20 protein-coding genes, 1 tRNA gene, 1 pseudogene and 1 riboswitch are annotated in these 26,628 nt (G+C 42.3%); all 22 genes and pseudogenes read left to right on the forward strand.

The window, feature by feature from the left end; translation table 11 throughout:
* Positions 1 to 64 precede the first annotated feature (64 nt).
* On the forward strand, positions 65 to 373 hold the full coding sequence (locus LI091_RS13560) for a response regulator (RefSeq protein ID WP_265191255.1): 309 nt from the start codon (positions 65 to 67) through the stop codon (positions 371 to 373).
* 30 nt (positions 374 to 403) lie between these two features.
* Complete coding sequence (locus LI091_RS13565) at positions 404 to 763, forward strand: Hpt domain-containing protein (RefSeq protein WP_092069413.1); 360 nt, start codon at positions 404 to 406, stop codon at positions 761 to 763.
* A 78-nt stretch (positions 764 to 841) separates the two neighbouring features.
* On the forward strand, positions 842 to 2,341 hold the full coding sequence (locus LI091_RS13570; RefSeq protein ID WP_195657083.1) for a response regulator: 1,500 nt from the start codon (positions 842 to 844) through the stop codon (positions 2,339 to 2,341).
* Between the two features lie 3 nt (positions 2,342 to 2,344).
* Positions 2,345 to 2,542, forward strand: a pseudogene (locus tag LI091_RS18645) (response regulator); the annotation flags it as partial.
* Positions 2,543 to 2,589: 47 nt separating this feature from the next.
* Complete coding sequence (locus tag LI091_RS13580; RefSeq protein ID WP_265191256.1) at positions 2,590 to 5,445, forward strand: transporter substrate-binding domain-containing protein; 2,856 nt, start codon at positions 2,590 to 2,592, stop codon at positions 5,443 to 5,445.
* 178 nt (positions 5,446 to 5,623) lie between these two features.
* Positions 5,624 to 8,440, forward strand: coding sequence for a response regulator (locus LI091_RS13585; protein WP_265191257.1), 2,817 nt, complete (start codon positions 5,624 to 5,626; stop codon positions 8,438 to 8,440).
* A 163-nt stretch (positions 8,441 to 8,603) separates the two neighbouring features.
* A riboswitch (cyclic di-GMP riboswitch) is annotated at positions 8,604 to 8,679 on the forward strand.
* A 299-nt stretch (positions 8,680 to 8,978) separates the two neighbouring features.
* Entirely contained in the window at positions 8,979 to 10,028 is a 1,050-nt protein-coding gene (locus LI091_RS13590) for a GGDEF domain-containing protein (RefSeq protein ID WP_265191258.1), read from the forward strand.
* A gap of 1,184 nt (positions 10,029 to 11,212) precedes the next feature.
* Positions 11,213 to 12,478, forward strand: a complete 1,266-nt coding sequence (locus LI091_RS13595; protein WP_265191260.1) for a sn-glycerol-1-phosphate dehydrogenase — start codon at positions 11,213 to 11,215, stop codon at positions 12,476 to 12,478.
* Positions 12,479 to 12,548: 70 nt separating this feature from the next.
* Positions 12,549 to 13,040 (forward strand): 2-C-methyl-D-erythritol 2,4-cyclodiphosphate synthase, encoded by a 492-nt coding sequence (gene ispF / locus LI091_RS13600; protein WP_044961210.1) that lies wholly within the window; start codon positions 12,549 to 12,551, stop codon positions 13,038 to 13,040.
* Between the two features lies 1 nt (position 13,041).
* Positions 13,042 to 14,451 carry a cysteine--tRNA ligase gene (gene cysS, locus LI091_RS13605; protein ID WP_021650981.1) on the forward strand — a complete coding sequence of 470 codons (1,410 nt, stop codon included), beginning with the start codon at positions 13,042 to 13,044 and terminating at the stop codon, positions 14,449 to 14,451.
* On the forward strand, positions 14,436 to 14,861 hold the full coding sequence (locus LI091_RS13610) for a Mini-ribonuclease 3 (RefSeq protein WP_022426226.1): 426 nt from the start codon (positions 14,436 to 14,438) through the stop codon (positions 14,859 to 14,861). Before cysS ends, LI091_RS13610 begins: the two co-directional genes overlap by 16 nt.
* Before the next feature lie 10 nt (positions 14,862 to 14,871).
* Positions 14,872 to 15,597, forward strand: coding sequence for a 23S rRNA (guanosine(2251)-2'-O)-methyltransferase RlmB (gene rlmB, locus LI091_RS13615; RefSeq protein WP_243874521.1), 726 nt, complete (start codon positions 14,872 to 14,874; stop codon positions 15,595 to 15,597).
* 36 nt (positions 15,598 to 15,633) lie between these two features.
* Positions 15,634 to 16,218, forward strand: coding sequence for an RNA polymerase sporulation sigma factor SigH (sigH, locus tag LI091_RS13620; protein ID WP_022426224.1), 585 nt, complete (start codon positions 15,634 to 15,636; stop codon positions 16,216 to 16,218).
* Between the two features lie 84 nt (positions 16,219 to 16,302).
* Positions 16,303 to 16,656: a hypothetical protein gene (locus LI091_RS13625; RefSeq protein WP_147603663.1), complete on the forward strand. Its 354-nt coding sequence runs from the start codon at positions 16,303 to 16,305 to the stop codon at positions 16,654 to 16,656.
* Between the two features lie 163 nt (positions 16,657 to 16,819).
* Positions 16,820 to 16,892: transfer RNA gene (locus tag LI091_RS13630), tRNA-Thr, on the forward strand.
* A gap of 114 nt (positions 16,893 to 17,006) precedes the next feature.
* A complete protein-coding gene (locus LI091_RS13635) occupies positions 17,007 to 18,674 on the forward strand; it encodes a glutamine--tRNA ligase/YqeY domain fusion protein (protein ID WP_265191261.1) in 1,668 nt (555 codons plus the stop codon).
* Positions 18,675 to 18,863: 189 nt separating this feature from the next.
* Positions 18,864 to 19,469: a Maf family protein gene (locus LI091_RS13640; RefSeq protein WP_022426223.1), complete on the forward strand. Its 606-nt coding sequence runs from the start codon at positions 18,864 to 18,866 to the stop codon at positions 19,467 to 19,469.
* 8 nt (positions 19,470 to 19,477) lie between these two features.
* The gene (locus LI091_RS13645; protein ID WP_044961208.1) at positions 19,478 to 20,143 is read left to right on the forward strand and encodes an HAD family hydrolase; all 666 of its coding nucleotides are present in this window, start codon (positions 19,478 to 19,480) and stop codon (positions 20,141 to 20,143) included.
* The gene (locus LI091_RS13650; protein ID WP_021650974.1) at positions 20,136 to 20,939 is read left to right on the forward strand and encodes a Cof-type HAD-IIB family hydrolase; all 804 of its coding nucleotides are present in this window, start codon (positions 20,136 to 20,138) and stop codon (positions 20,937 to 20,939) included. Before LI091_RS13645 ends, LI091_RS13650 begins: the two co-directional genes overlap by 8 nt.
* 1 nt (position 20,940) lies before the next feature.
* Entirely contained in the window at positions 20,941 to 21,198 is a 258-nt protein-coding gene (locus LI091_RS13655; RefSeq protein WP_015525887.1) for a hypothetical protein, read from the forward strand.
* A gap of 120 nt (positions 21,199 to 21,318) precedes the next feature.
* On the forward strand, positions 21,319 to 24,300 hold the full coding sequence (locus LI091_RS13660) for an LPXTG cell wall anchor domain-containing protein (protein WP_265191262.1): 2,982 nt from the start codon (positions 21,319 to 21,321) through the stop codon (positions 24,298 to 24,300).
* A gap of 240 nt (positions 24,301 to 24,540) precedes the next feature.
* Complete coding sequence (gene htpG / locus LI091_RS13665; protein ID WP_265191263.1) at positions 24,541 to 26,595, forward strand: molecular chaperone HtpG; 2,055 nt, start codon at positions 24,541 to 24,543, stop codon at positions 26,593 to 26,595.
* Positions 26,596 to 26,628 lie beyond the last annotated feature (33 nt).

Here is a 26,628-nt window from a genome sequence, read left to right on the forward strand (position 1 = left end):
TGCAGTACCGTAAGGTGTTTGCCAATGCAGTAGTGGGAGAAGCAAGAATCCCCCTGCTTTAGCCGTGGGGAGTGTCAAGATGTTATTCGGCTATGAGCAAGTAGCGAAGCGGATTGCGAATATCCGTCTTATGGATATTATGATGCCGGTCATGAATGGTTATGAAGCTACAAAGATGATCAGGTCTCTGGACAGAGAGGATGCAAAAGAAATACCGATCATTGCAATGACAGCAAATGCGTTCACGGAGGACAGAATAAGAGCAAAAGAAGTAGGGATGGATGAACATATTGCTAAGCCTGTTGATGTGGGGTTACTGATAAAAGTAATTCATAAATTGGTGAAATATAATGGATATGGCAGTGACAAATAAGCAGTGAAATATAGATAGGAGGACAAAATCATGACAATACAGGAATGCTATGAAGCGATCGGAGGAAACTATAAAGATGTCTTGGGACGTCTTCAAAGCGAAGCACTGATTCGGAGATTTACATTAAAGTTCCTTGAAGACCAGAGTTATCTACAGTTAAAACAGGCATTGGAAAATAAAAATTATGAAGATGCTTTCCGCAGTGCACACACACTGAAAGGGGTTTGTCAGAATCTTTCTTTTGACCGTCTGTATGAGGTTAGTAATGAGTTAACAGAACTTTTGAGAGATAGAACCGGAGCGCAGCCTGGGATATCGAAGGCAATGGAAAAAGTAACAGAAGTATATGAGAGGATGATTGAAGAAATAAAGAAGGGACTGTCGAATTAAGTGATGCGACACGACGTTCGATCTTTGACCAGGTGCTTGGAACATCATAAACCCATTGGATAAAGGAAATAAAAAAATATGGATAAAAGACAAAAGATCCTGATTGTAGACGATTCAGAATTTAACAGAGATATGTTAAAGGAGATCCTCGGAGAAACTTATAATTACCTGGAAGCGGAAAATGGAAATCAGGCAATTCAGATGATAGGAGAAAATATAGGAATTGATCTGATGCTTTTAGATATCAATATGCCACAGATGAATGGTTTTGAAGTTTTGGAAATAATGAAAAGAAGCCAGTGTATAGAAGAAACTCCGGTGATCATGATATCTTCGGAAGATGCTGTTGATACGATGCGTAAAGCATATGAACTGGGAATCACGGATTATATCACACGACCGTTTGATTCTGTGATTGTAAAGAAAAGAGTTCAGAATACCCTGGGACTCTATATGAAGCAAAAGCATCTGATCAATGTGGTTTATGATCAGGTTTACGAAAAAGAAGAAAATAATAATATTATGATCCGGATCCTGAGTAATGTACTGGGATCACGTAACAGTGAGAGTAGAGAACATATCCTGCATATTAAAACAGCAACAGAACTGATGCTGAGACAACTGGTAAAAATAACAAATGCTTATCCTATGACAGAGGCAGATATTTCTTTGATCACAACAGCATCTTCTCTTCATGATATCGGTAAGATCCGTATTCCGGAAGAAATCCTGAACAAACCTGGCAGACTTACCGATGAAGAATTCAGGATTATGAAAACTCATAGTGAACTTGGTGCAGATATGATCCAGGATATGCATTTCCCAAAAGACAATTCATTGGTACGTGCTTCATGGGAAATCTGCAGATGGCATCATGAAAGATGGGATGGAAAAGGTTACCCGGATGGACTGAAAGGAGGAGAAATACCAATCTCCGCACAGGTGGTGTCGATCGTTGATGTTTATGACGCACTTACAAGTGAAAGATGTTATAAGAAAGCATTTGATCATGACACAGCGATCCAGATGATCCTGGATGGGCAATGCGGACAATTTAACCCCATCCTCCTTAAGTGCCTGAAAGAGCTGCGTCTTCAGCTTTCGAAAATGCTTGATAAAGAGAAGGATGACAATAGCTATTACCATGAAGTGCAGAGACTTTCAAATGAAATACTCAGCGACAGATCTTTACCGAACCCAAATTATTCACAGAGTATTCTCAGGGTCATGAAGGAAAAGGTTGATTTCTTCAAAGCGAACAGCGGCATGGGTTCAATTGATTACAATACAAGTTCCGGTCAGCTGACTATATTAAACAGAAAACAGCAGATATTATATCAGAGAAATAATCCGGATTTTGATCTGTTCAAAGAATTCGGAGTAAATGAAGAAGATGTTCATCATATTCAGGGTTTATTACATCAGACATCTGTACAAAATAAAGAAATCTCTGTGCAGATAAAAGCAAGGATGGAAAATGACCGCCAGATGTACAAACTGAAATTGCATACATTGTGGTCGCCTTTAAAGAAGGATGGATACATTGGGATCGTTGGATATTTTGATATTGTAAAATAGAAAAATGCAAAGGAAGCTCAGAAGGAGGATCCTAATGAAAAAGAAAATCCGGCACTGGCTGGAATTACTATTCTTGCCATGACTGCCAATGCCTTTGATGAGGACAGAAAGAAAGCACTGAAATGTGGTATGGATGGGTTCTTGTCCAAACCAATTGTCATAGAGGAATTGATCAGCATCCTGCAGAAGAACCTGGATTAGGTGTCCGGAGTATTAGAAAAACCGCACAAATAAAGGAAATAAAAAATATGGATAAAAGTAGGAAAAAATCAACCGTACTATGTGCAGGTATATTTGTGTTTCTGGGAATATGGATGGTATTGACAGTACCTTGCCGGGCTGCTGAGACGAATAACGATGAAAAGCAGTCACAGATCATCCGTGTCGGCTCATTTGAGGATACTTTTAATTATGTCGATAAAAACGGTGTAAGACGAGGATATGGATACGAACTCATGCAGGCTTTGGCAGGTTATACCGGATGGAAATTTGAGTATGTGAAATGTGACTGGTCTGACTGTTTTGATAAGCTTGAAAATGGTGAGATCGATATCATGGGTGATATCTCTTACACCGATGAACGTGCACAAAAGATGCTTTTCCCGGATGAACCGATGGGGGAGGAAAAATATATCCTTTATGCTGATTTATCGGATACGGATATTGGAATGTCTGATTTCAAGTCTCTGGATGGGAAACGTGTAGGTGTGCTCATGGATACAGAACCTGAGATCATGCTGACAGAATGGGAAAATAAGAATGGCATACATACAGAACATGTAAATGTGAATAATGATGATGATGTCGAAAAGAAATTAGCAAATCATGAGATCGACTGTTTTGTATCTCTGGAGGAATCGACCTGGTCTGAACAGGGAATATCATCCGTTACCACGATTGGCAAATCAGGCATATATTTTGCAATAAATAAAGAACGCAGCAATATCAAGACGGAGCTGGACTATGCTATGCGTCAACTGGAACAGGATAGTCCCTTTTTTAAGGCAGATCTGTATAAGAAGTATTTTACACTTGATTATATTCAGGTTCTTACAGGTAAAGAAAAGGTCTGGGTGGAAGAGCATGGAGGTATCCAGATAGGATTTTTGAACAATGATCCGGCAATCTTTTCCATGGATGAAGAGACTGGAAAACTTACCGGTATGCTGGCGGAATATATCTCCTATGCCAAAGATTGTCTGGGAAATCAGACACTGGAATTTAATATACATGCATATGATGATTATGATGAAATGATTCAGGCGCTGCAGAATCGTGAGATTGACATGATTTTTTATGTAGGCAGGAATCCATATTTTGCAGAACAAAACGGATATGCACTTACAAACACAGCCTGGACTTACAGTTTGATGGCGGTAACTGATGAGGAAAAATTTGATGAGAATAAGGTGTATACTGTAGCTGTGCCAAAGGAAAAATATGCCCTAAAACAGCATATTGCATTCAGTTATCCCGAATGGAAGCTTGTAGATTGTGATTCGCTTGACAATGCAGCAGATATGGTCATCCAAGAAAAAGCAGACTGTTTCCTCATGGGAGCAAGCCAGGCGCTGATATATGATAACAGTCAAAATTTCAAGAGTGTTCCACTTACAAAAACAATGGAGGCATGCTTTACTGTAAGAGAGGGAGAGGGAAGCCTTTTATCAATACTGAATAAAACTTTAAAGGCCATGCCGTCTGATATGCTTACAAGTGCACTTGCTATCTATGACAGTACTGCAGATAAAGTAACATTTTCTGATTTCATAAAAGACAATCTGCTTGTTTTTTTGGCTACGGTAGGATTTTTGGCACTCAGCATCATTGGTATTATCCTCGTACTTTTGCGGAAGGCAAGGAAAGCAGAAGCTGTCGCAAAGCTTGCGGCAAAGGATACAAAAAAACTCAATAACAAACTGGAAATCGCTTTGAAAAAAGCAGAGGATGCCAGTCTGGCAAAGACTCGTTTTCTTAACAATATGTCACATGACATCCGTACTCCTATGAATGCAATTCTGGGTTATGCACAGCTTATGGAGGAAGAACTAAAAGAAAAGGATCTGCCTGAAACTTCAGATCATCTGGAAAAATTGCAGCAGTCTGGAAATCTTCTTCTGTCAATCATAAATAATGTACTTGATATGGCTCGGATTGAGAGCGGAAAGATGGAAATTGATGAGAACTATGGCCGGATTGAAGATATCCGGCAGACTTTATTTGAAATATTTGGTGATGAAGCAAAGAAAAAGAATATTGCACTTCATTACACAATAAATGTAGAGCATGAACATATACTGACAGATACTACCAAGGTAAAAGAAATATTTGTCAATATCCTGAGCAATGCCATAAAATATACCCCACCCGGTGGTTCTGTTATGATAAACGTAGACGAATTAGTATGTGATGAGTCCGGGTACATGATGGTAAGGACCAGGGTGAGCGATACCGGAATCGGTATGAGCCAGGATTATCTGACAAAGATTTTCGATGCATTCACGCGTGAGCGAAACACTACAAAGAGTAAAATCACAGGAAGCGGATTGGGAATGTCAATCGTAAAGAGATATGTTGATCTGCTCGGCGGAACAATAGATGTAGAGAGTGAGCCTGGAAAGGGCAGCACCTTTACTGTAACATTAAAACACAGGATAGCGGATGAAAGCTATTATGTAAAAAAACACGATGAAGGCTCTGGAACAGCCAGTAAAATCCTTGAAGGCAGGAATATCCTTTTGGCAGAGGACAATGATTTGAATGCAGAGATTGCAGAAGCAATACTTGAGCGTGCCGGCCTTAAAACAGAACGTGTGGAGGATGGCATTCAGTGTGTAAATAAGATAACAAAAATGCCGGTGGGAACATATGATATGATCCTCATGGATATCCAGATGCCCCGAATGGACGGTTATAAAGCAACACAGGCAATCAGGCACTTACCGGATAAGGATAAGGCATGCATACCGATCGTTGCAATGACGGCAAATGCATTTGAAGAAGATAAGCGGGATGCTGTTGCAGCTGGAATGAATGGTCATATTGCAAAGCCGATCCAGATTGATAAACTGCTGTCGATGTTAGCGGAAGTTTTAAGGCAGTAAGAAAACTAATAATTTCGTGTTATACTGAATGGAGTGGTCATTCTTTCTGTATTGAAAAAACAGGAAAACTTACAGACTGGGAAGGACAACAGCATGAACGCAAACAGACTGCGTTCATGAGCAAGTAGCGAAAGCGGATTGCGAATGTCCGCTTTACTGGATGATAAAGAGGAAATGAATGAACAGAAAGATAGAAAAACAGATAAGAAAAAAGAGTAAGAATAATAGAGTATGTTTGAGCATTTTTGCATTTGTCATGCTGCTTTTTGTACCGTTTTTTGTTTATGCGTCGGAAACAAAAAGTGATGGGAATACAACTCAGGTAATAGAGGAAGAAAATAAAACCGTGAGAGTTGGCTATTTCCCATATGCCAATTTTCAGGAAGGCGGCTATGGGGAACACAAGCAGGGAGCCGGCTATGAGTATCTCCAGAAGATTTCGTATATAACCGGCTGGAAGTATGAATATGTCTATGGCTCATTTAAAGAGTGTCTGGATATGTTGGCAGATGGAGAAATAGATATACTTGGAAATGTCAGTTACACACCGGAAAGAGCAGAATCTATAGATTACTCAACCTATGCCGCAGGAACAGAAAGATATTGGATCTATACCCGGGAAGATCATACAGATCTTATGGATGGTGATCCAAAGCAGATGAATGGCTGTCGTATTGGTGTAGCAGATGGAAGCTATCAGAAAGAACTTCTGGAAAAATGGCTGGACAGCAATCAGATTCAGGCAGAGGTGGTTGTTTGTAAAGGCTATGATGAAATGATAGAAAAACTGGATGCACTTGTGATCCCAGTGCTGTCTGTCAACAGCGATTTTATTGCCATTGCCAATATCGGTGCAAGTGACTGTTATTTCGGTGTATCAAAATCCAGACCAGATCTGTTAAAGGAATTAAATTCTGCCATGGAAGAAATCAACAATACAGAAACGGACTACAGCAGCAAGCTGTATGCCCGTTATGAAGGAAAAGCGGTCATAAATTATGCACTCAACAAGGAAGAAAAACAATGGCTGGATGCACATGAAAATACGATCCGCGTGGGATATCTAAAGGATAATCTTCCTTTTGGTGGTGAAGAAAATGGGAAACTCACAGGAATTCTTGGAACTGTTCTGGATACTGTTCAGGAAAAATATAAAATTACGATCAAGGCAGTTCCATGTTCCACGGGAGTAGAGATGAATGAGGCATTGCAATCTGGCAAAATAGATATTGCAGGTCCTATCATTCAGGATTTTTATACACAGGAACAGTTTCAAGTGGTTTTGACGGATGCAATCTTTGATATTACGCCGGTTGTTATTTACAAGGGAAAAGAATATAGCAGCAGTCTCTCTACGATCGCAGTGACAGAGACTTCACTGTATTCTGGATTGATGGTGTCCCTTCTTTTTCCGGATGCAGAAATCAAACAATATGATACACAGGAAGAATGCCTGGAGGCTGTAGCAAATGGAAAAGTGGGAGCAACTGTCGTTCCATCCTCAAAGATCAATATTCTTAATGAAAGTCCACTGACCCAAAGTCTGTCATTTGCAGAGATGGCAAAACGGCAGGAATTAGGAATGTTCACGACGAGAGAAAACAGAAGAGCAGCTACCATTATCAACAAAGCAATTGAGCAGTCATCCAATGTTTTAAATGGTGTTGTCCTTGCACAGAATTCTGTTTCAGAAAAGGAAATGACCTTGAAGGATATCCTTGCTGAGCATGCAGGCTTAGTTATCGGAGTTTCGTTTGTGATTATTTTTGTACTGCTTCTTCTGGTTTATTCTCTTTTCGTGAGTAGAAAAAAACAGATGGAAGCCCTGAAAGAAGCACAGAATGCAAATGCGGCGAATATTGCAAAAACGACATTCCTGAACCATATGTCTCATGATCTCAGGACACCAATGAATGCAATTGTTGGATTTACAGATATTGCCATGAAGAGGAAACCGGACAAAGAGGTGGAGAATTGTCTGAAAAAGATCAGGCAGAGTTCAGAATATCTGATGACACTGATCAACGATGTGTTGGATATCAGCCGCATTGAAAGTGGTAAACTGGAATATAAACCGGTACCGACAGATCTCAGGGATATGATAAATACTGTTTTGTCGATCGCAAAGGGATATATGGAAAATCGTGACCTTAATTTGTATGTTTCAAGAGAAAAACTAAAAACTCCTTATGTGATGGCAGATGAACTCAGAATCAGGGAAGTATTGCTCAACATTATCAGTAATGCAGTCAAATTTACAAAAGACGGAGGGACCATTTCATTCGCTGCAGAAAACGCTCCGGGTAATGATGAGAATCATATAATTGTACGCTATCGTATATCAGATACCGGAATTGGTATGAGTGAGGAGTTCCAGACCAGAATATTTGATGAGTTCAGTCAGGAAAATGGTGGGGCAAGAACCAGCTATAAGGGAGCCGGACTGGGAATGGCCATTGCCAAACAGTATGTAGATCTTATGGGTGGAAAAATTGAGGTCAGCAGCAGAAAGGGTATTGGCTCAACATTTACGGTAGAAATTCCCCTGCTTATAGCAGAACAGATACTAACTGAAAAGGAAGAAAAGTTAAGGAAAGATATGGATTTACATGGTCTGCATGTCCTTTTGGCAGAGGACAATGATTTAAATGCAGAGATAGCAGCAGCTTTGCTGGAAGAACAAGGGATGATCGTAACCAGGACTGCCGATGGAAAATCTGCCCTGGCACAGTTTTGCAATACAGCTCCGGGGACCTTTGATCTGATTTTGATGGATATCATGATGCCAGAAATGAATGGCTATGAAACGACAAAAGCTATCAGAAATCTGTCGGAGCGTCCGGACGGAAAGGAGATCCCTATTATTGCAATGACAGCAAATGCATTTGCAGAGGATGTACAGGCTGCTTTGAATGCCGGAATGGATGATCATGTGGCGAAGCCGGTTGATATGAGGATTTTAATATCTGTCATCACAAAATATATAGAACGGTAATGTCAATGATGCGCGGACTTCGGAAGTAGGAGAACAGTTCGATGTATATATCGGCTGTTCTTTTTTTATTTTTGGACGTTAAAACGGTAATGTTTTTCTTGTATATAGTAGAGCACTATAGTATAATAAAACCAGTTTTTTTGTATACGTGTAAAAGCTATAATAAGGAAATCGGCAAACCAGATGAAAGTCTGGGACGCAAAGCTACAGGGCCTGTAAAATGGCAGCCAGTTGCATAAAATGAGGTGCACTGTCTGGCTGGCAGTGCTTTTTTTGAGGAATGATTTATCAACAGGAGATGATCTTCCCGATATTTGTACACAGACAGTTTATGATCCAAACATCAATGACATGAGTGGATTGATAAGCTGCTGTTGATGTTAGCGGAAGTTATAAAGCAACAAGAAAACTGCTGCAACTGTCATTCCATCTTCAAAGATTAATATTCTTAATGAAAGTTCGCTGACCAAAAGTATGTCATTTGATTTCCTGTAGGAAAGTAAATGAATATTATTTAAGGTTTGGGATAAATTGTGAAATGCAGACAAACAAGAAAAGTAAAAATATAATAGGTATTATACAGAGTTTCCTTATATTGATATTAGTAGTTCTTATTATTTTTATGATGATTCAGATTAGTAGGCTGCAGGGGACAGCACGCGTAATAAATTATGCAGGTCTGGTACGTGGAGCTACACAGCGTGAAGTAAAATTAGAAATTACAGGAAACCAAGATGAAGAATTAATTAAATATTTGGATGATATTCTTCTTGGATTGAGATATCAGGATGGACATTATGATCTGGTAAAACTCAATGATGAAGAATACCAGGAAAAATTGCAAATCCAGAGTGATTACTGGGATAAATTGAAAACAGAAATTGAAGCAGCAAGAAACAAGGGATACGAAAATACAGACATTGTTAATATGAGTGAAATATATTTTTCGATGGCAGATGAAACTGTCTCTTCCGCAGAAAGCTATTCAGAAAAGATCGCTGTAAAGATTCGTACTATAGAGCTTTTGTCGGCACTTGATATGTTGAGTCTGGTGATATTGGTTATTATGCAGACTCTAAGGGCAATGCAGATGGCAATGCAAAACAGACTGCTGGAACAGAAAGCATTCATAGATGCCCATACTGGGCTGCCAAATAAAAATGCCTGTAATGATCTTCTTAATAAAAAAGATATAATTACAGATCCTACAGCTTGCATAATGTTTGATTTAAATAATTTAAAAACTGTAAATGATACAATGGGACATTCCGCAGGAGATCAGTTAATAATAAATTTCGCAAAACTTTTGCGCAGTGTTATTCCAGAAAAGGATTTTGTTGGAAGATATGGCGGAGATGAGTTTATAGCAGTCATTTATCATACAAGCGAGGCGAAAATTAAGGAAATATTAAAATCCTTGAACAGAGAAAAAGACAGATTAAATAGTTATGAAAATCAAATACCAATCGACTATGCATGCGGATGGGCATTATCCTCCGATGATATGTCGTGTACAATGCAGATGTTATTGGATGCTGCAGATGCTTATATGTATAAAAATAAACAGATATGCAAGAAATATAATTAGCTTTCAGCTCAGAGTAGATAAAAGATAATAGACGCGATCAGACGAAATATTGTTTTGCGTAGAAACACTGGAAATCCTTGAAAACAAAGGATTTTTGGTATAAGATGAAACAAGTCAAAGCACGTCATTGCGTAATAAAAAAGAAAGCAATGTATTTATACTGTGAAGTCTGGAAAGTGTTGATTTTAAAGCATTTCTGGATGTGTGGGATGCTTTGAAAATATGATTTTGTGACAATTTTGTGACAAACGGCGGAAAAATCACGGATTTACAAAGACGAAGCATATTGATTTCACGATCGGCATATGCTATAATGCCAGTAGGCAAAAAAGATATGATGATGTTCCATGTGAACAAAGAACGAACCCCCGTATGTACCACCAATACATGCGAGGGTTCTTCTCTTTTTATTTCAGTGGTTGAGCATCCACTAGGCTATTCGTTGTCCTTGTTATGACTGTCTAACCATTTGCAAATGAGATGGCAAGTCACACCTGCCGCAACAGCCACCAAAAAAGATATGACTATTTCCATGTGTTCACCTCCCCCCGTTGCCGGGTCTCGGTTGGACAACGCAGTCAGTATAACACAACTTAGAACAGAATGGAACATATAAAAATACCCGGTGCAAATTAATGTACCGGGTGTTTCTTTGGCCTTTTTGTCAATTCTTGATGTTTTTGTTTTAACCATTCTTCATACTGCTTTTGAGTTTGAATAGAAGAGTTATAGTCATTAGGGCAAGGAGAAACTTTCTTTCCCTTAATCAAATCTCTGTAATAGTAGGATTCTTTTTGCGTTTCCGGTCGTTATATTGCTTTTGAGCTTTTTTGTCAGCAGAACATTTAGGGCAAAAATTTACACGTTTACAGAATGAAATGAAAAAGCTTGAAAATGTAATGTAATAATCAGAGCCATTCCCTTTATTGGGCGTGGCTTTTTATTATGACAATTTTTGTGACAAACAAAAGAAAATAGACGCAACCAGACGAAACATTGTTTGGCGTAGAAACACCGGAAATCCTTGAAAATAAAGGATTTTTGCTATATGATGAAACAAGTTGAACTCTATCATTGCGTAATAAAAAAAAATCCTGTATAATACCAAACTGTAATATTGTATCATTCAGCGGACAGAGAAATACGCTGTGAATCATTAAAAGAAGTCAGGAGGACATAAGTACATGCGAGTCGATGCGGACGATTTTGCCCGACCTTGCAGCTGCGGGAGGGAGCACCACATAGACGTTAGAGAAATTGTAATTGAATCAGGAGCTATCGGGAAACTGGAAAAGGAAATGTCAGACGGTGATCTGAAAGAATGTATTTCCCCGCTTCTGATCTGTGACACGAACAGTTACAAAGCTACAGAGGAACTGATGGAGGATATCTACGACCGGTGTCAGGTACTGATCCTGGATGCTGAAGGTCTTGAGGCAGATGAGCGTGCCGTGGAGATCGTGGAGAATTATATGGAAGAGGACATCGATCTTGTTCTTGCAGTTGGAGCGGGGACGATCCATGATCTCAGCCGTTTTGTCGCCCATCAGTACCGGATCCCTTTTGTCTCTGTGCCCACCGCAGCCAGTTCAGACGGATTTACTTCCACAGTAGCAGACATGACCTGGAATGGTGTAAAAAAAGTATTTCAGGCATCTGCGCCACTTTTTGTTTTTGCGGATACGGATATTTTTGCCAAGGCGCCTGCAAGGCTTACAGCAGCCGGGGTGTCGGATATTCTGGGAAAATACATTGCGCTGGCAGACTGGAAGATAGCAAGTATTCTTATGGATGAATACTATTGTACAGCGGTGACAGAGCTGGAAACAAAAGCGATCCGGACTGTTAAGGATAATCTGAAAGAAATTGCAGCAGGAGAGAAAGATGCATGTGAGAAGCTGATGTATGCGCTGATCCTTTCCGGACTGGCCATGCAGATGACAGGAAACTCCAGACCGGCATCCGGGGCGGAGCACCATATGGTCCACCTCTGGGATATGGAAGTGGTCAATGGTCACCTGGATGCTCTTCACGGGGAGAAGGTTTCTGCAGCAACCATGCTGGTCCTTCTGGAATATAAAAAGCTTGCAGATGCTATCCGAAGAGGAGCCTGCAGAGTGCATGCCTTTACAGACGGAGACAGAGAACTCCTGCAGGAGACCTTCGGCAGAAAAGGGATTCTTGGAGCACTTGAAAAAGAAAACACTCCGGAACTTCTGGACGATGTAAGCACAGAAACACTTTCCGGTGCACTTCCGGAAATCCTTAAGATCATAGATCTTCTTCCTGCAGTTACAGATATGCAGGAGATGATGAGTATCGTCGGCTGCGTGAGCAGAGTCCGGGATATCGGACTGCCGGGAAAAGCGATCGAGGAGAGTCTCAGACTTGCACCGTATACAAGAAGAAGGCTGAGCCTTCTGAGACTTCGGAAGATGCTCACATACTGAGCAGGAACAGCTCATAAAAGGTTCTTTTGACTTGACATAAATTTCAGGAAAGGCAGTGATGAACGGTTTGATGAGAGTAGGAATGGGATATGATGTACATAAACTGACTGAGGGCAGGAAACTGATCCTTGGTGGTGTTGATATTCCCTGGGAAAAAGGTCTTTTGGGCCATTCGGATGCAGATGTTCTGATCCATGCGATCATGGATGCACTTCTGGGAGCTGCGGCTCTTGGAGATATCGGAAAGCATTTTCCGGATACAGACCCTGCATATAAGGGAATCTCCAGTGTGAAACTTCTGGTGCATGTTGCCGGATTACTGAAGGAGAATGACTATGCGATCGGAAATATCGATGCCACCATCATCGCTCAGAAACCGAAGATGGCACCACATATTCCGACGATGAGAGAAAATATCGCAGAAGCACTTGGGATTAAAATATCACAGCTGAATATCAAGGCGACCACAGAGGAAGGCCTTGGATTTACAGGACAGGGAGAGGGAATCTCCTCACAGGCGATCTGCTCCCTGTACAGAATCGGGAAATTGGAGGAAGAGTAACATGAAGATTTTTAACACACTGACACGCAGAAAAGAGGAATTTGTACCTCTGGAAGAAGGAAAAGTAAAAATGTATGTCTGCGGACCTACGGTATACAATCTGATCCATATCGGAAATGCCCGCCCTATGATCATTTTTGATACGGTGCGCAGATATATGGAATATAAAGGATATGAAGTAAATTATGTATCCAACTTTACCGATGTAGATGATAAGATCATCAAGAAGGCCATTGAAGAGGGCGTTTCCGCAGAGGAAATCTCTACCCGTTATATCAAAGAGTGCAAGAAGGATATGGCAGATATGAATGTAAAACCTGCTACAACTGCACCCCAGGCTACACAGGAGATCCAGGGCATGATCGACATGATCCAGACTCTTATTGATAAAGGATATGCATATCCGGCAGCTGACGGGACCGTTTATTTCCGTGTAAAGAAATTCAAAGAGTATGGCAAGCTTTCTCATAAGAATCTGGATGATCTCCAGTCAGGATTCCGTTCTCTTAAGGTATCCGGTGAGGATCAGAAGGAAGATCCGTTAGACTTCGTGCTTTGGAAACCAAAGAAAGAGGGCGAGCCGTCCTGGCCGTCACCGTGGTGCGACGGACGTCCTGGCTGGCATATTGAGTGCTCTGTTATGTCCAAGAAATATCTCGGAGAAGAGATTGATATCCATGCAGGCGGTGAGGATCTGATCTTCCCGCATCATGAGAATGAGATTGCACAGAGTGAGTGCTGCAATGGTAAGATTTTTGCAAGATACTGGATGCATAATGGTTTCCTGAACATCGACAACCGCAAGATGTCCAAATCTCTCGGAAATTTCCGTACCGTTCGTCAGATCGGTGAACAGTATGATCTTCAGGTTCTCCGTTTCTTTATGCTGAACGCACATTACAGAAGTCCGCTGAACTTCAGTGCAGATCTGATGGAGGCAGCAAAGAACTCTCTGGAGCGTATCCTTGAGGCGGCAGGCAAGCTCAGCGACCGTAAAGACAATGGGGCGGCAGAGAATATTACAGAGGAAGAGCTTGCGCTTCTCAAAGAAGCAGAAGGTTTTGTTACCAAATTTGAAGCTGCCATGGATGATGATTTTAATACTGCAGATGCACTTGCGGCAATTTTTGAGCTTGTAAAATTTGCCAACACAAACGTAGACGAGAACAGCTCAAGGGAGTTTGCCGGTGGTCTTTATGAGGAACTTTTTAAGCTCAGTGATGTGCTGGGACTGAAAATCGAGAAAAAAGAAGAGATTCTTGACAAAGAGATCGAGGATCTGATCCAGGAGCGCCAGGCTGCAAGAAAGGCAAAGGATTTCAAGAGAGCAGATGAGATCCGAGATGAGCTCCTGAAAAAAGGTATCATCCTTAAAGATACAAGAGAAGGTGTGAAATGGCAGAGAGCTTAAAGAAACTGAAAGAGCTGTTTGATCTGAAAGACGCAGACCTTCGGACCTATTCGCCGCTGACGCTGGCCTATATCGGGGATGGTGTTTATGAGCTGGTGATCCGTACTATTCTTGTGAAAAAAGCGAATTGTCCGGTAAATCGTCTCCACAAAAAAGCCAGTAGCCTTGTAAAAGCATCTGCGCAGTCGGGTATGATGGAGATTCTCGAACCACTTTTGACAGAAGAAGAAAAAAGTGTATATCGAAGAGGAAGGAATGCGCATTCCGCTACCATGGCCAAACATGCCACCATGGCGGATTACCGGCGTGCCACAGGGTTTGAGGCGCTGATGGGATATCTTTACCTGAAAGAGGATTTTTCAAGGATACTGGAGCTGGTCCATGCAGGACTTGAGAAGGAGGAAGTTTAAATTGACTGAAATGATAGAAGGAAGAAATGCGGTCCTTGAGGCATTTCGTTCCGGTAAATGTGTTGATAAACTGTTTATTCTGGATGGCTGTCAGGACGGACCGGTCCGCACCATCGCAAGAGAAGCCAGAAAACATGATACCATTGTAAAATTTGTTCCAAAGGAACGATTGGATTCCATGAGCGAGACAGGTGCACATCAGGGTGTGATCGCACAGGTTGCGGCTTATGATTATTCTACAGTGGAAGATATCCTGAAAAAAGCAGAAAATAAAGGAGAGCCTCCGTTTATCATTCTTCTTGATAATATTGAGGATCCTCATAATCTGGGAGCTATCATCCGTACCGCAAATCTCGCAGGTGCTCATGGTGTGATCATTCCCAAACACAGAGCAGTAGGACTGACTGCTACGGTTGCCAAGACGTCGGCAGGCGCACTGAATTATACACCGGTTGCCAAGGTTGCTAATCTGGGACAGACTATTGATGAACTGAAAGAAAAAGGCATCTGGTTCGTATGTGCAGATATGGACGGAGAGGTGATGTACCGTCAGAATCTGACAGGACCTATTGGCCTTGTGATCGGAAATGAGGGAAATGGTGTAAGCCGCCTTGTAAAAGAGAAATGTGATTTTACTACCGCGATCCCGATGAAGGGGGATATCGATTCCCTTAATGCTTCTGTAGCAGCAGGGGTGCTTGCTTTTGAGATCGTGAGACAGAGACTGTCAAAATAAATACATCAAATACAGCCATAGCTGTTCGGAGAAAAAATGTGCCGATATAATGAGATGACGGATGAAGCTCTTATCGAAAGACTTCGTGCAGGGGAATCTGCAATTGCAGATTATCTGATGGAAAAGTATAAAGGTCTGGTCAGAAAAAAAGCCCGTGCCATGTTTCTGATAGGTGGGGACACAGATGATCTGATACAGGAGGGGATGATCGGACTGTTTAAGGCAGTCCGTGATTACCAGCCAGACAGGGAGTCGTCTTTTCAGTCTTTTGCAAATATATGTATTGACAGACAGATATATACTGCAATTAAAAGTTCAAACCGCCAGAAACATCAGCCACTGAACACTTATGTGTCTTTAAGCGACGGAGAGGCGGAGGAAAACTTCAGAGATTCCTGTGTGGAGCATGATAATCCGGAATCGATCCTGATCGACCGGGAAAATGTGGCGGCTCTCGAAAATGAAATGAAAAAGAGCCTGAGCCCTCTGGAAAACAGGGTACTGCAGTTGTATCTGGATGGAAATGGATATATGGATATTGCCCGGATCCTTGGAAAAACACCGAAATCCATTGATAATGCACTGCAGAGGATCCGTGGGAAAATTAAAAGCTATTTTTGAGAAGAGTAAATACCTCTTTCCTTTTGAATATAAAAGTATTAAAATAATATTCATAAGGAGCAGAATAAGAAAGGAGACCAAATTATGGCAAAGATCAATAAATATTGGGGACTTGTTGCAGTAGGAGCGCTTACCGCTGCCGCAGCAGGAGCTATCGCAGCACTTGTATCCAGACGATCTGTATGCGAAGAAGACTTTGAGGATGATTTCGAAGATCTTGATGATTTCAAGGATGACGAGAAGAAGGAAGAAAAAGAAGAGAAAGAAGTCTTCCAGGACTGGGACAAGACTGCATCTGAGACTGTAGAAGTTTCCAAAGAGGCAGATGATGCTGAAGAGGCACCAACAGAAGCAGAAGAGGAAACACCTGCAGATGATGAATCGGAGGCCGAAGCGGAAGAAGAGACAGAAGCAGAAGAGACAAAGACAGAAGAGTAAAAAGAGAATCCTGCGTGCTGTGTCTGCGAGCGACAGCACACAGGATTTTTTGTGCTATAATCATGAAAATATGAATTTTTAAAAAATAAAAATAATGTATTGACAATATGACAATCATCTGATAATATAAACAACTGTGAGCGGCACAAACGTCGCGAAACAAGCTGCTGTGGCTCAGTCGGTAGAGCGTCGCCTTGGTAAGGCGGAGGTCACGGGTTCGATTCCCGTCAGCAGCTTTTTTTGTGTCTAAAAACAGACAATTTTTTGTTTAGATACAGGTTTTGCGGGTTTCAAAAACTCCGGATTTATGATAAGATAAAACATCAGGATGATATTTAGGAGGGAAAGCAATGGAGAACGAAACAGTTTCCAAAAACTTTATTGAAAATATTATAGACAAAGATCTTGAAGAAGGCGTTTATGACACCGTGCATACACGTTTCCCACCGGAACCTAACGGCTATCTTCATATCGGACATGCGAAATCCATTCTTTTAAATTATGGACTGGCTCAGAAATACAACGGAAAATTCAACCTCCGTTTTGATGATACCAACCCTACAAAGGAGAAATTCGAATTTGTAGAGTCCATCAAGGCTGACGTGAAATGGCTTGGTGCAGACTGGGAAGACAGACTTTTCTTTGCATCTGATTATTTTGATCAGATGTATGAGGCAGCAGTGAAGCTTATTAAGAAAGGCAAGGCCTTTGTCTGCGACCTGACTGCAGACCAGATCCGTGAGTACCGAGGAACTCTTACAGAGCCAGGTAAAGAGAGCCCGTACAGAAACCGTACTGTAGAAGAGAATCTTCAGCTTTTTGAAGAGATGCGTGAGGGCAAATACGGAGATGGCGAGAAGGTTCTCCGTGCCAAGATCGATATGGCATCACCGAATATGAACATGCGTGACCCGGTCATTTACCGTGTAGCCCGCATGACACATCACAATACAGGAGATAAATGGTGCATCTATCCGATGTACGACTTCGCTCATCCGATCGAGGATGCCATTGAGGGTGTGACACATTCTATCTGTACTCTGGAGTTTGAGGACCACAGACCGCTTTATGACTGGGTGGTAAAGGAACTGGAATATCCGCACCCACCGAAGCAGATCGAGTTTGCAAAGCTGTACCTGACCAACGTTGTTACAGGTAAACGTTATATCAAGAAGCTTGTTGAGGACGGCATCGTAGATGGATGGGATGATCCGAGACTAGTATCCATCGCCGCACTTCGCCGCCGTGGATTTACACCGGAGTCTATCCGTAAATTTGTAGAACTCTGTGGTGTTTCAAAGGCGAACAGTTCTGTAGATTATGCAATGCTCGAGTACTGCATCCGTGAGGACCTGAAGCTGAAACGTCCGCGTATGATGGCGATCCTTGATCCGATCAAGCTCGTGATCGATAACTATCCGGAAGGACAGGTTGAGTATCTTGAAGCTCCGAATAATATGGAGAATGAGGAGCTTGGAACCAGAAAGATTCCGTTCAGTGGAGAACTTTATATTGAACGTGATGATTTTATGGCAGAGCCTCCTAAGAAATACAAACGTCTCTATATTGGAAATGAAGTTCGTCTTATGAATGCATATTTTGTAACCTGCACAGGTTATGAGGCAGATGACGACGGAACGATCCGTGTAGTCCACTGTACCTATGACCCGGAGACCAAGGGCGGAAATGCACCGGACGGACGTAAGGTAAAAGGAACGATCCACTGGGTGGAAGCATCCAATGCAGGTAAAGTTGAGGTAAGACTTTACGAGAATATCGTAGATGAAGAAAAAGGTGTTTACAATAAAGAAGATGGTTCTCTTAATGTAAATCCGAATTCTCTTACAGTAACAAGTGCTTATGTAGAGCCGGAGCTTCTGAAAGCAAAAGGTTATGACAGCTATCAGTTTGTACGTAACGGTTTCTTCTGCGCAGATATCCATGACTCCAGGGAGGGAGCACCGGTATTTAACCGCATTGTATCTCTGAAGAGCTCTTTCAAATTACCGAAAGCATAAAAACTGTCAAAAAGAATACGAAACATATGACAGCAGTACACCGTGAACAGGTATCAGGGTGTACTGCTTGTTTTGTTTTATCGTCATCAGGAATAAATGGATAAGTACAAAATGCTCCTGCAACGATTTCGGTTGCGCCCATTTACAGAAACGGTTATACTGATAACACAGGAAAGAGAGGAATTACACATGAAGAAAATCGTGCTTGCTTCCGCATCTCCCAGGAGGCGGGAACTTTTAAGCCAGGTAGGAGTCGCCTTTGAAGTGAAGCCTGCCAGCGGGGAAGAACGGATCACCAGTGCAGAGCCTGCGAAAGTGGTGGAGGAACTTTCTCGTCAGAAAGCTATGTTTACGGCATACGCGCTGGAGGAAGAGGAGAACCGAGATCTGAGAGATGTGGTTGTGATCGGTGCAGATACCGTTGTATCTTATGAGGGTAAGATTTTAGGTAAACCGGCAGATGAGACAGCTGCAATAGAGATGCTCGCTATGCTGCAGGGGAATACACATCAGGTATATACCGGTGTAACTTTGCTGATAAGAGAAAAAGGGAGATGGAAAGCTCATACCTTCCATGAGTGCACAGATGTGAGCTTTTATCCGGTGACAGAGGAAGAAATAAAGGAATATGTAAACAGCAAAGACCCAATGGACAAAGCCGGAAGCTATGGGATCCAGGGCGCCTGGGGAGCCTATGTGAAGGGAATCCGTGGTGATTATAACAACGTGGTGGGACTGCCTGTGGCAAGACTGATCTATGAGACAAAAAAACTGGGAATGAACCTGAGAGGATGAAAGACAAAATGATAAAAGCTTGTATATTTGATCTGGATGGAACAATTGCGGATACACTGGAATCTATGGCATATGTGGCGAATGAGATCATGGAAAAGTTTTCCCTGAAACCACAGCCGGCAGATAATTTTCGTTATTACAGCGGTGAAGGTGCAGATATGCTGATCAGAAGATGCCTGATCGATGCAGGAGATCCGGAGCTGGTACACTACGAAGAAGTCAGGGAACTTTATCGCAGGAAATTTGATGAAGATCCGTTGTATAAAGTTGTGCCATATAAAGATATGCCGGAAACCCTTCAGAAGCTGAAACATACAGGCCTTAAGATGGCTGTATGCTCCAATAAGCCTCATGTTGCGGCGCAGAAAGTGGTAAAGGCGATCTATGGCGATCTGTTTGATGAGGTGATGGGACAGCAGGAAGGAATCCGCAGAAAGCCGGCGCCGGATGGTCCGCTGAAGATTGCAGAAGATTTCGGCGTAAAGCCGGAAGAATGTATGTATATCGGAGATACAAAGACAGATATGCAGACAGGAAGTGCTGCCGGAATGTATACCGTTGGTGCACTATGGGGATTCCGTGACAGAGAAGAGCTTGAAAATAACGGTGCAGATATTGTAGCAGCTGTACCTGGTGATCTGTTTACTATTTATGAGGAGAAGCAGCATGATTAAGATGGTTGCCAGTGATCTGGATGGAACGCTGCTTATCGGTGGAAGACAGACGCTGCCGGAAGAGATCTTTCCGCTGGTAAAGGAACTGAAAAAAATGGGAATCCTCTTTGTGGCAGCCAGTGGCAGACAGTATGCCAATATGAGGAATCTTTTTGCGCCGGTAAAGGACGAGATGGCATTTATCAGTGAAAATGGCGGGCTCGCTGTCCAGAATGAGAAGCTTCTGTACTGCGACAGCTTTGACAAAGAACTGGTCAGAGAGATCATTCAGGCAATATGGGAAAAGCCCGGAGCGGAATTTTCCTGTTCTACAAAGGATTTTTATTATATCATGCCCAAGACAGAACATTATCGCCATCTGATGATCGAAGAAGTAAAAAATCAGTGTAAGATCATAAAGAGTTTTGATGAGATCACAGAGCCTTGTATGAAGGTTGCAGTTTATGAGAGAGAAGGAATGACGGAGGAATCCATCCGGTACTGGAGAGAACGGTTCAAAGACAGATGTACTGTTGTGACATCCGGATTTGCGTGGGTGGATTTTGTTCCATTTACCACGAACAAAGCAAAAGGGATCCGTAAATACCAGGAACTTTTGGGAATCGGACCGGATGAATGCATAGCGTTCGGGGATGAATACAATGATATTGAAATGATGAAATCTGTAAAATACAGCTTTGCCATGAAGCATGCGAAGCCAGGGGTAAAGGCGGCGGCTTTCTACGAGACAGAGAAGGTGGAACCAGTACTTCGCAGACTGATCGCGGCGGGCGGAGATATAAAGGAGGTACTTTAATATGTACAAGAAAGAATATGTCCAGACATTTCTGGAAAAACAGGGTCAGCTTTTTGATGAGCCGGTAGCAGAGGATTTTGAGGAGGCAGAGGAATTTCTAGAGGATTGCATGGCAGTTGTGCTGGATTCCCTGAAGGATGTTAAAAAATATCTGGATGGAATGGGCGCAGATGTGGAGGGGATTTCCCTGAAGGAGCTGGAAGAAGAAAGCGAAGTATTTAAACTCCCGGACGGAAAATATATGATCGTAGAAGGCTGACGGAAAGCAGGGATTACACCTCTGAAAATTAAATATGATAAACTTGCATCAGCAAAAAGAAAGCCCTGCGTAGAAAGGGTAAATGTGGGGAAAATAAAATGATGTAAAGGAGGATGGGATATGAAAAAAAGCAGAGTGCTGGCAGTCGTCATGGCTGTGCTTATGATGGTAACGCTGCTTCCATCGATGGTATTTGCCACTGCAGTTCCATCTGGAACTCTTGATGGAAAGTTGAAGGTCAAAGGAACACTTGCGATCGGGTCTACTTTAAGTGCAGATTACTCAAAGGTCAAGCCGGAGGGGATCACAGATGATAATGTGAGTTTTTCCTGGTCATTAAAGGACGGAGACCTTCTTACAGAGGTAGGAACTGACAAGACTTATAAAATCGATGAAAAAGATCTGGGTCTTCCGATCGTTCTGAAGATCACCGGAAAAGAAGAGACGGGAGTCAGTGGTGAGCTTACGGTGACGACCCAGGAGGTTTCCGAAACAGAGGAGGAAGCCAAAGCACTGGCAGAAAAGAAAAAGGAAGAAGCCAAAGCAGCAGGAGAAGATCCGGATGCGGAGGAAAGTGAAGCTTCGGAGTCTTCAGAGAACACGCCGGATACAGAAGCTGGAACGTCAGAGGAGCCTGATAGTGCTCAGCCTGAGGAAACCATAGAGCCGGCAGAAGAAACGGAGTCTGCGGATGTGCAGGAGAATACAGATGTACAGGAACCTGCAGATACCCAGGAGCCTGCTGAAAACTCTGTTATAGAAGTAAACGGAGAACAGTCAGGGCCTCAGAATACCGATGAGGCAGATACATCCGGAGATAGTCAGACAGAGACACCGGATTCCGCAGATACAGCAGCAGACGCTTCCGAAAAAAATGAGGAACCGACATATTCGGCATCTGCATACACGGAAGATGGAAGTGGAATTCTGGATTTTGGTTCCGTGGAAGAAGGATATACGGAAATTCCGGAAGCACAGATGGTTACTATCACAAATAACGGAACCGGAGATCTTAATTTTAAAGAGATCGCCCCGGAGAATTTCATGGCTGCGGATATTAACGATGCGCCATTAAAGAGTGGTGAAAGTGTTGCTGTGTGGGTAAAACCACGAGAAGGTCTGAAGGCTGGAGAATACAAAGATCTGATCACGTATCAGACAGAAGAAGGTGCCGATGTCTTCTTTGAAGCGGATTTTACAGTAAAAGAACCGGAAAATAAAAAAGCCGAAGATAATAAAAATAATGAGCAGACAGATCCCGGGGAAACATCGGACCCTGCAGCGGAAAAAATATATAAGCTAACTGCGGATCCGACAGAACTGCCTTTTGATGATCTGACTGCCGGTTATGAAAAGGTAGAAACAACAAGTACAGTCACGATCAAAAACGAAGGTACAGAAGCTGTGACGTTAGTACAGCCTGAGTCGGAGTTTTTTGATATTGCGCCGGTCAGTGAAGTGGAGAGCAGCGGAAATATCCAGTTGGCGCAGGGAGGAGAGCAGACCTTTACCGTACAGCCTAAGCTTGGACTCTCTGCAAAAGATGATCCATACGTGGAAGAGCTTGTATTTGCCTCTGATGAAAGCACTGAAGCATCTGCTATAGTGACGGCTTCGGTTATGGTAAAGACAGAAACACCAAAAACAGTTACTGCAACAGTGAAACCGGAAGGTCCTCTGAAGTTTGGAACACTGGAACAGGGCTATGAGACTGCGCCGGATGCACAGCCTGTAACCGTAGAGAATACAGGTACAGAAGCTATCCGGATCCAGCTTTCTGCTCCGGAGGATTATGAGGTGGGAGAGCCTTCTGCGGAAGTGCTCAATCCCGGAGATAAGGCGGCAACCTTTACTGTACAGCCCAAGACCGGTCTTCAGGCCGGAGATCACAGCGATACGATTTCTGTGACAGATCAGAATACCGGAAACACACTGGCTGAAGTCCGGCTGGAATTTACAGTTTCGGAGTCGGAACCGGAACCCAATCCCGGTCTTTCGGTAACAGACAGTCTGGAGTTTGGAACCAAAGAGGAAGGTTATAAGGAACTTCCTGATGCGAAGACAGTTACAGTTACCAACACCGGAAATACAAAAATTGTTCTGAAACAGCCTTCATCAAATGCATATACAATTGGTACACTTTCCGCCACAGAGCTGGAAGCAGGAGATAATGCAACCTTTAGCGTACAGCCGGTCAGCGGACTTTCACAGGGGGAATATCTGGAAGACATTGTGATCGCCAATGATGCAAACGTGGAAGCTTATGTAAATGTCCATTTCAGCGTTACAAAGAAAAAAACAGATAACAGTAAGAAGGCGAATAACCTTACAGGTATCAAAAAGCCATCCGATATCAAAGATCTTCCCAATGGAACCCAGAAAACCCAGAAAGCCCTGAAGCTTCCGGGAACAGTAAAGATCACTACAACAAAGGGAGAGCAGAAGGCATCTGTTAAATGGGATGTTAAGGGATCTTCTTATGATCCGTCTTCTGCAGAACGTCAGATATTTAATGTAAAAGGTACTGTCATTCTTCCGGAGGGGGTTAAGAATCCCAACAAGATCAGTACAGTGATCGCAGTAAGTATTACAGTAAACGGATATCAGGGCACGGAAGCCGCTGCATCGGACAATAAGATCACAGGCATTGATTCCAATGGCAAGTATGATACCAATACAAAGATCACCTTTACAGCAGCTGGTGCAGGGATGGATAATACAAACCCGCGTAAGGGAGATACCAGATATCAGCCGAAGAGCTGGAAGATCACAGAGACCCGTACCTGGGATGGAGAGCCTTATACTGCAACATTCCGTGTCAGCAAGCCGGGAAAATATACTTTGAAAGTTACCTTTGGACAGCAGAAATACGACGGCTCTAGCTGGAAGGATACCGGTACACAGTCAGAAAGTACGGTTACTTTTACGGTATCACAGGCAGCAGTTCTTACTGCGACTCCGAGTCCGGCAGTGACACAGACAAATCAGAAATCTGCAGTGCAGACGGGAGACAGTACACCGATCATGACATTTGTGATCATTTTGATCGTGGCTGTGGTATGTATTGGAGGAATCCTTGTATATCGTAGAAAGAAAAAATAAGAACAGAATGTAGAAGATAGTTTTACAGCACCCTCCGTACAAAAAATGTACGGAGGGATTTTTTTGCACATAGAGATCCGTTTTACATGCTGTTACTAGCACTCTATAATGATGAGTGCTAAATTTCCCTTGACTTTTGTAAAAAGTCGTATTAGTATATATTTATTGAAAAAAACAACAGGTTTCCGGCTCTGTCGGAACATCAGAAATAAAAATAAAAACAAAAGGAGAGTGACATATATGTCAGCAAAACATGGCAGTTTATCAATCAACAGTGAAAATATTTTTCCGATCATCAAGAAATGGTTATATTCCGACCATGATATTTTTGTAAGAGAGATGATCTCCAACGGATGCGATGCGATCACCAAACTGAGAAAGCTGGAAGTTATGGGAGATTATACATTCCCGGAAGGTTACAAACCGGCTATAAATGTTATCGTTGATCCGGATCAGAAAACTTTGAAGTTTATCGATAACGGTATTGGTATGACAGCAGATGAAGTAGAGGAATATATCACACAGATCGCTTTTTCCGGTGCCACAGAGTTTCTTGAGAAATATAAGGATAAAACAACGGATGATCAGATGATCGGTCATTTCGGACTTGGATTTTATTCTGCATTTATGGTTGCAGATGAAGTTCATATTGATACTCTCTCTTACAAGGAGGGTTCCACACCAGTACATTGGACCTGTGACGGTGGTACGGAGTATGAGATGGCAGACGGAAACAAAACAGAACCGGGAACAGAGATCACTCTTTTCCTCAATGAGGAAAGCCTGGAGTTTGCCAATGAATATCGTATGAGAGAGGTTATTGAGAAATACTGTTCTTTCATGCCGGTAAATATCTATCTTTCCAAAGCAAATGCTGAACAGGAGTATGAAACCATCGATGAGGCAGATCTCCGTGAAGATGATGTGGTAGTTGAACATATCCATGAGGATGCCAAGACAGAGGAAAAGGAGAATGATAAAGGCGAGAAAGAAGTTGTGGAAGTTTCTCCTGCCAAAGATAAAGTAAAGATCAATAAACGGCCGGTATCCTTAAGCGATACACAGCCGCTCTGGATGAAGCATCCAAATGAGTGCACGGATGAAGAGTATAAAGAATTTTACCGTAAGGTATTTATGGATTACAAGGAACCGCTGTTCTGGATTCATCTGAACATGGACTATCCGTTCAACCTGAAAGGTATCCTGTATTTCCCGAAGATCAGGACAGAGTATGATTCCATTGAGGGAACCATCAAGCTTTATAATAATCAGGTATTTATTGCAGATAACATCAAAGAGGTGATCCCGGAATTCCTTCTTCTTCTGAAAGGCGTGATCGACTGTCCGGATCTTCCACTGAATGTTTCTCGTTCTGCACTGCAGAATGATGGTTTTGTGAAAAAGATTTCTGAATACATCACCAAGAAAGTAGCAGATAAGCTCACCGGAATGTGCAAGACAGACAGAGAGTCTTATGAGAAGTACTGGGATGATATCAGCCCGTTTATCAAATTTGGATGCATCAAGGATGCGAAATTTGGTGAGAAGATGAACGATTATATCCTCTTTAAGAATCTGGACGGCAAATATCTTACCCTGAAAGACTGCATTGAGGAAAATAAAAAAGAAGAAACAAAAGCAGCTGAAGAGGAGAAGACAGAGGAGAAAGCTTCTGAAGGATCCCAGAATGAGGAACCGGAAAAAACGGTGATCTATTATGTGACCGATGAGGTACAGCAGAGCCAGTACATTAATATGTTCCGTGAAGCGGGTAAAGATGCTGTACTGCTGAAGCATGTGATCGATTCACAGTTTATTTCCCATCTTGAACAGCAGGATCAGACGATCCAGTTCAAGAGAATTGATGCAGATCTGACAGAAGAGCTTCGTGAAGACGGAAAAGCGGATGAAGCAACAGTCAAGACACTTACTGAGGTGTTCCGTAAGAATCTTGGCAAGGATAAACTTGAAGTAAAAGTAGAGAAGCTGAAAAATGAGGGAACTGCAGCGATGATCACTCTTCCTGAGGAGAGTCGCCGTATGCAGGATATGATGAAAATGTACAATATGTATGGAATGGATCCGAATATGTTCGGTGGTCAGGAAGTACTTGTACTGAACGCAAATCATCCTCTTGTAAGGTTTATAGCAGAAAATCAGGGATCAGAGTATGTTCCGGTGATCTGTGAACAGCTTTATGATCTTGCAATGATGAGCCATAAACAGCTTTCTCCTGAAGAAATGACAAAATTTGTAAAGAGAAGCAACGATATCCTTATGGTCCTTACAAAATAAAACGACATATAAAATGATCGAAAGGCTTTGCCC

The organism is Blautia sp. MSK20_18 (genome assembly GCF_020553125.1).
GTDB classification, from domain to species: domain Bacteria; phylum Bacillota; class Clostridia; order Lachnospirales; family Lachnospiraceae; genus Blautia_A; species Blautia_A fusiformis.

Excerpts from the sequence above, each read along its gene's own strand:
- LI091_RS13565 (WP_092069413.1), top strand. The coding sequence starts at position 404 with ATGACAATACAGGAATGCTATGAAGCGATCGGAGGAAACTATAAAGAT.
- LI091_RS13570 (WP_195657083.1), top strand. The coding sequence starts at position 842 with ATGGATAAAAGACAAAAGATCCTGATTGTAGACGATTCAGAATTTAAC.
- LI091_RS13580 (WP_265191256.1), top strand. The coding sequence starts at position 2,590 with ATGGATAAAAGTAGGAAAAAATCAACCGTACTATGTGCAGGTATATTT.
- LI091_RS13585 (WP_265191257.1), top strand. The coding sequence starts at position 5,624 with ATGAACAGAAAGATAGAAAAACAGATAAGAAAAAAGAGTAAGAATAAT.
- LI091_RS13590 (WP_265191258.1), top strand. The coding sequence starts at position 8,979 with ATGCAGACAAACAAGAAAAGTAAAAATATAATAGGTATTATACAGAGT.
- LI091_RS13595 (WP_265191260.1), top strand. The coding sequence starts at position 11,213 with ATGCGAGTCGATGCGGACGATTTTGCCCGACCTTGCAGCTGCGGGAGG.
- ispF (WP_044961210.1), top strand. The coding sequence starts at position 12,549 with ATGAGAGTAGGAATGGGATATGATGTACATAAACTGACTGAGGGCAGG.
- cysS (WP_021650981.1), top strand. The coding sequence starts at position 13,042 with ATGAAGATTTTTAACACACTGACACGCAGAAAAGAGGAATTTGTACCT.
- LI091_RS13610 (WP_022426226.1), top strand. The coding sequence starts at position 14,436 with ATGGCAGAGAGCTTAAAGAAACTGAAAGAGCTGTTTGATCTGAAAGAC.
- rlmB (WP_243874521.1), top strand. The coding sequence starts at position 14,872 with ATGATAGAAGGAAGAAATGCGGTCCTTGAGGCATTTCGTTCCGGTAAA.
- sigH (WP_022426224.1), top strand. The coding sequence starts at position 15,634 with ATGTGCCGATATAATGAGATGACGGATGAAGCTCTTATCGAAAGACTT.
- LI091_RS13625 (WP_147603663.1), top strand. The coding sequence starts at position 16,303 with ATGGCAAAGATCAATAAATATTGGGGACTTGTTGCAGTAGGAGCGCTT.
- LI091_RS13635 (WP_265191261.1), top strand. The coding sequence starts at position 17,007 with ATGGAGAACGAAACAGTTTCCAAAAACTTTATTGAAAATATTATAGAC.
- LI091_RS13640 (WP_022426223.1), top strand. The coding sequence starts at position 18,864 with ATGAAGAAAATCGTGCTTGCTTCCGCATCTCCCAGGAGGCGGGAACTT.
- LI091_RS13645 (WP_044961208.1), top strand. The coding sequence starts at position 19,478 with ATGATAAAAGCTTGTATATTTGATCTGGATGGAACAATTGCGGATACA.
- LI091_RS13650 (WP_021650974.1), top strand. The coding sequence starts at position 20,136 with ATGATTAAGATGGTTGCCAGTGATCTGGATGGAACGCTGCTTATCGGT.
- LI091_RS13655 (WP_015525887.1), top strand. The coding sequence starts at position 20,941 with ATGTACAAGAAAGAATATGTCCAGACATTTCTGGAAAAACAGGGTCAG.
- LI091_RS13660 (WP_265191262.1), top strand. The coding sequence starts at position 21,319 with ATGAAAAAAAGCAGAGTGCTGGCAGTCGTCATGGCTGTGCTTATGATG.
- htpG (WP_265191263.1), top strand. The coding sequence starts at position 24,541 with ATGTCAGCAAAACATGGCAGTTTATCAATCAACAGTGAAAATATTTTT.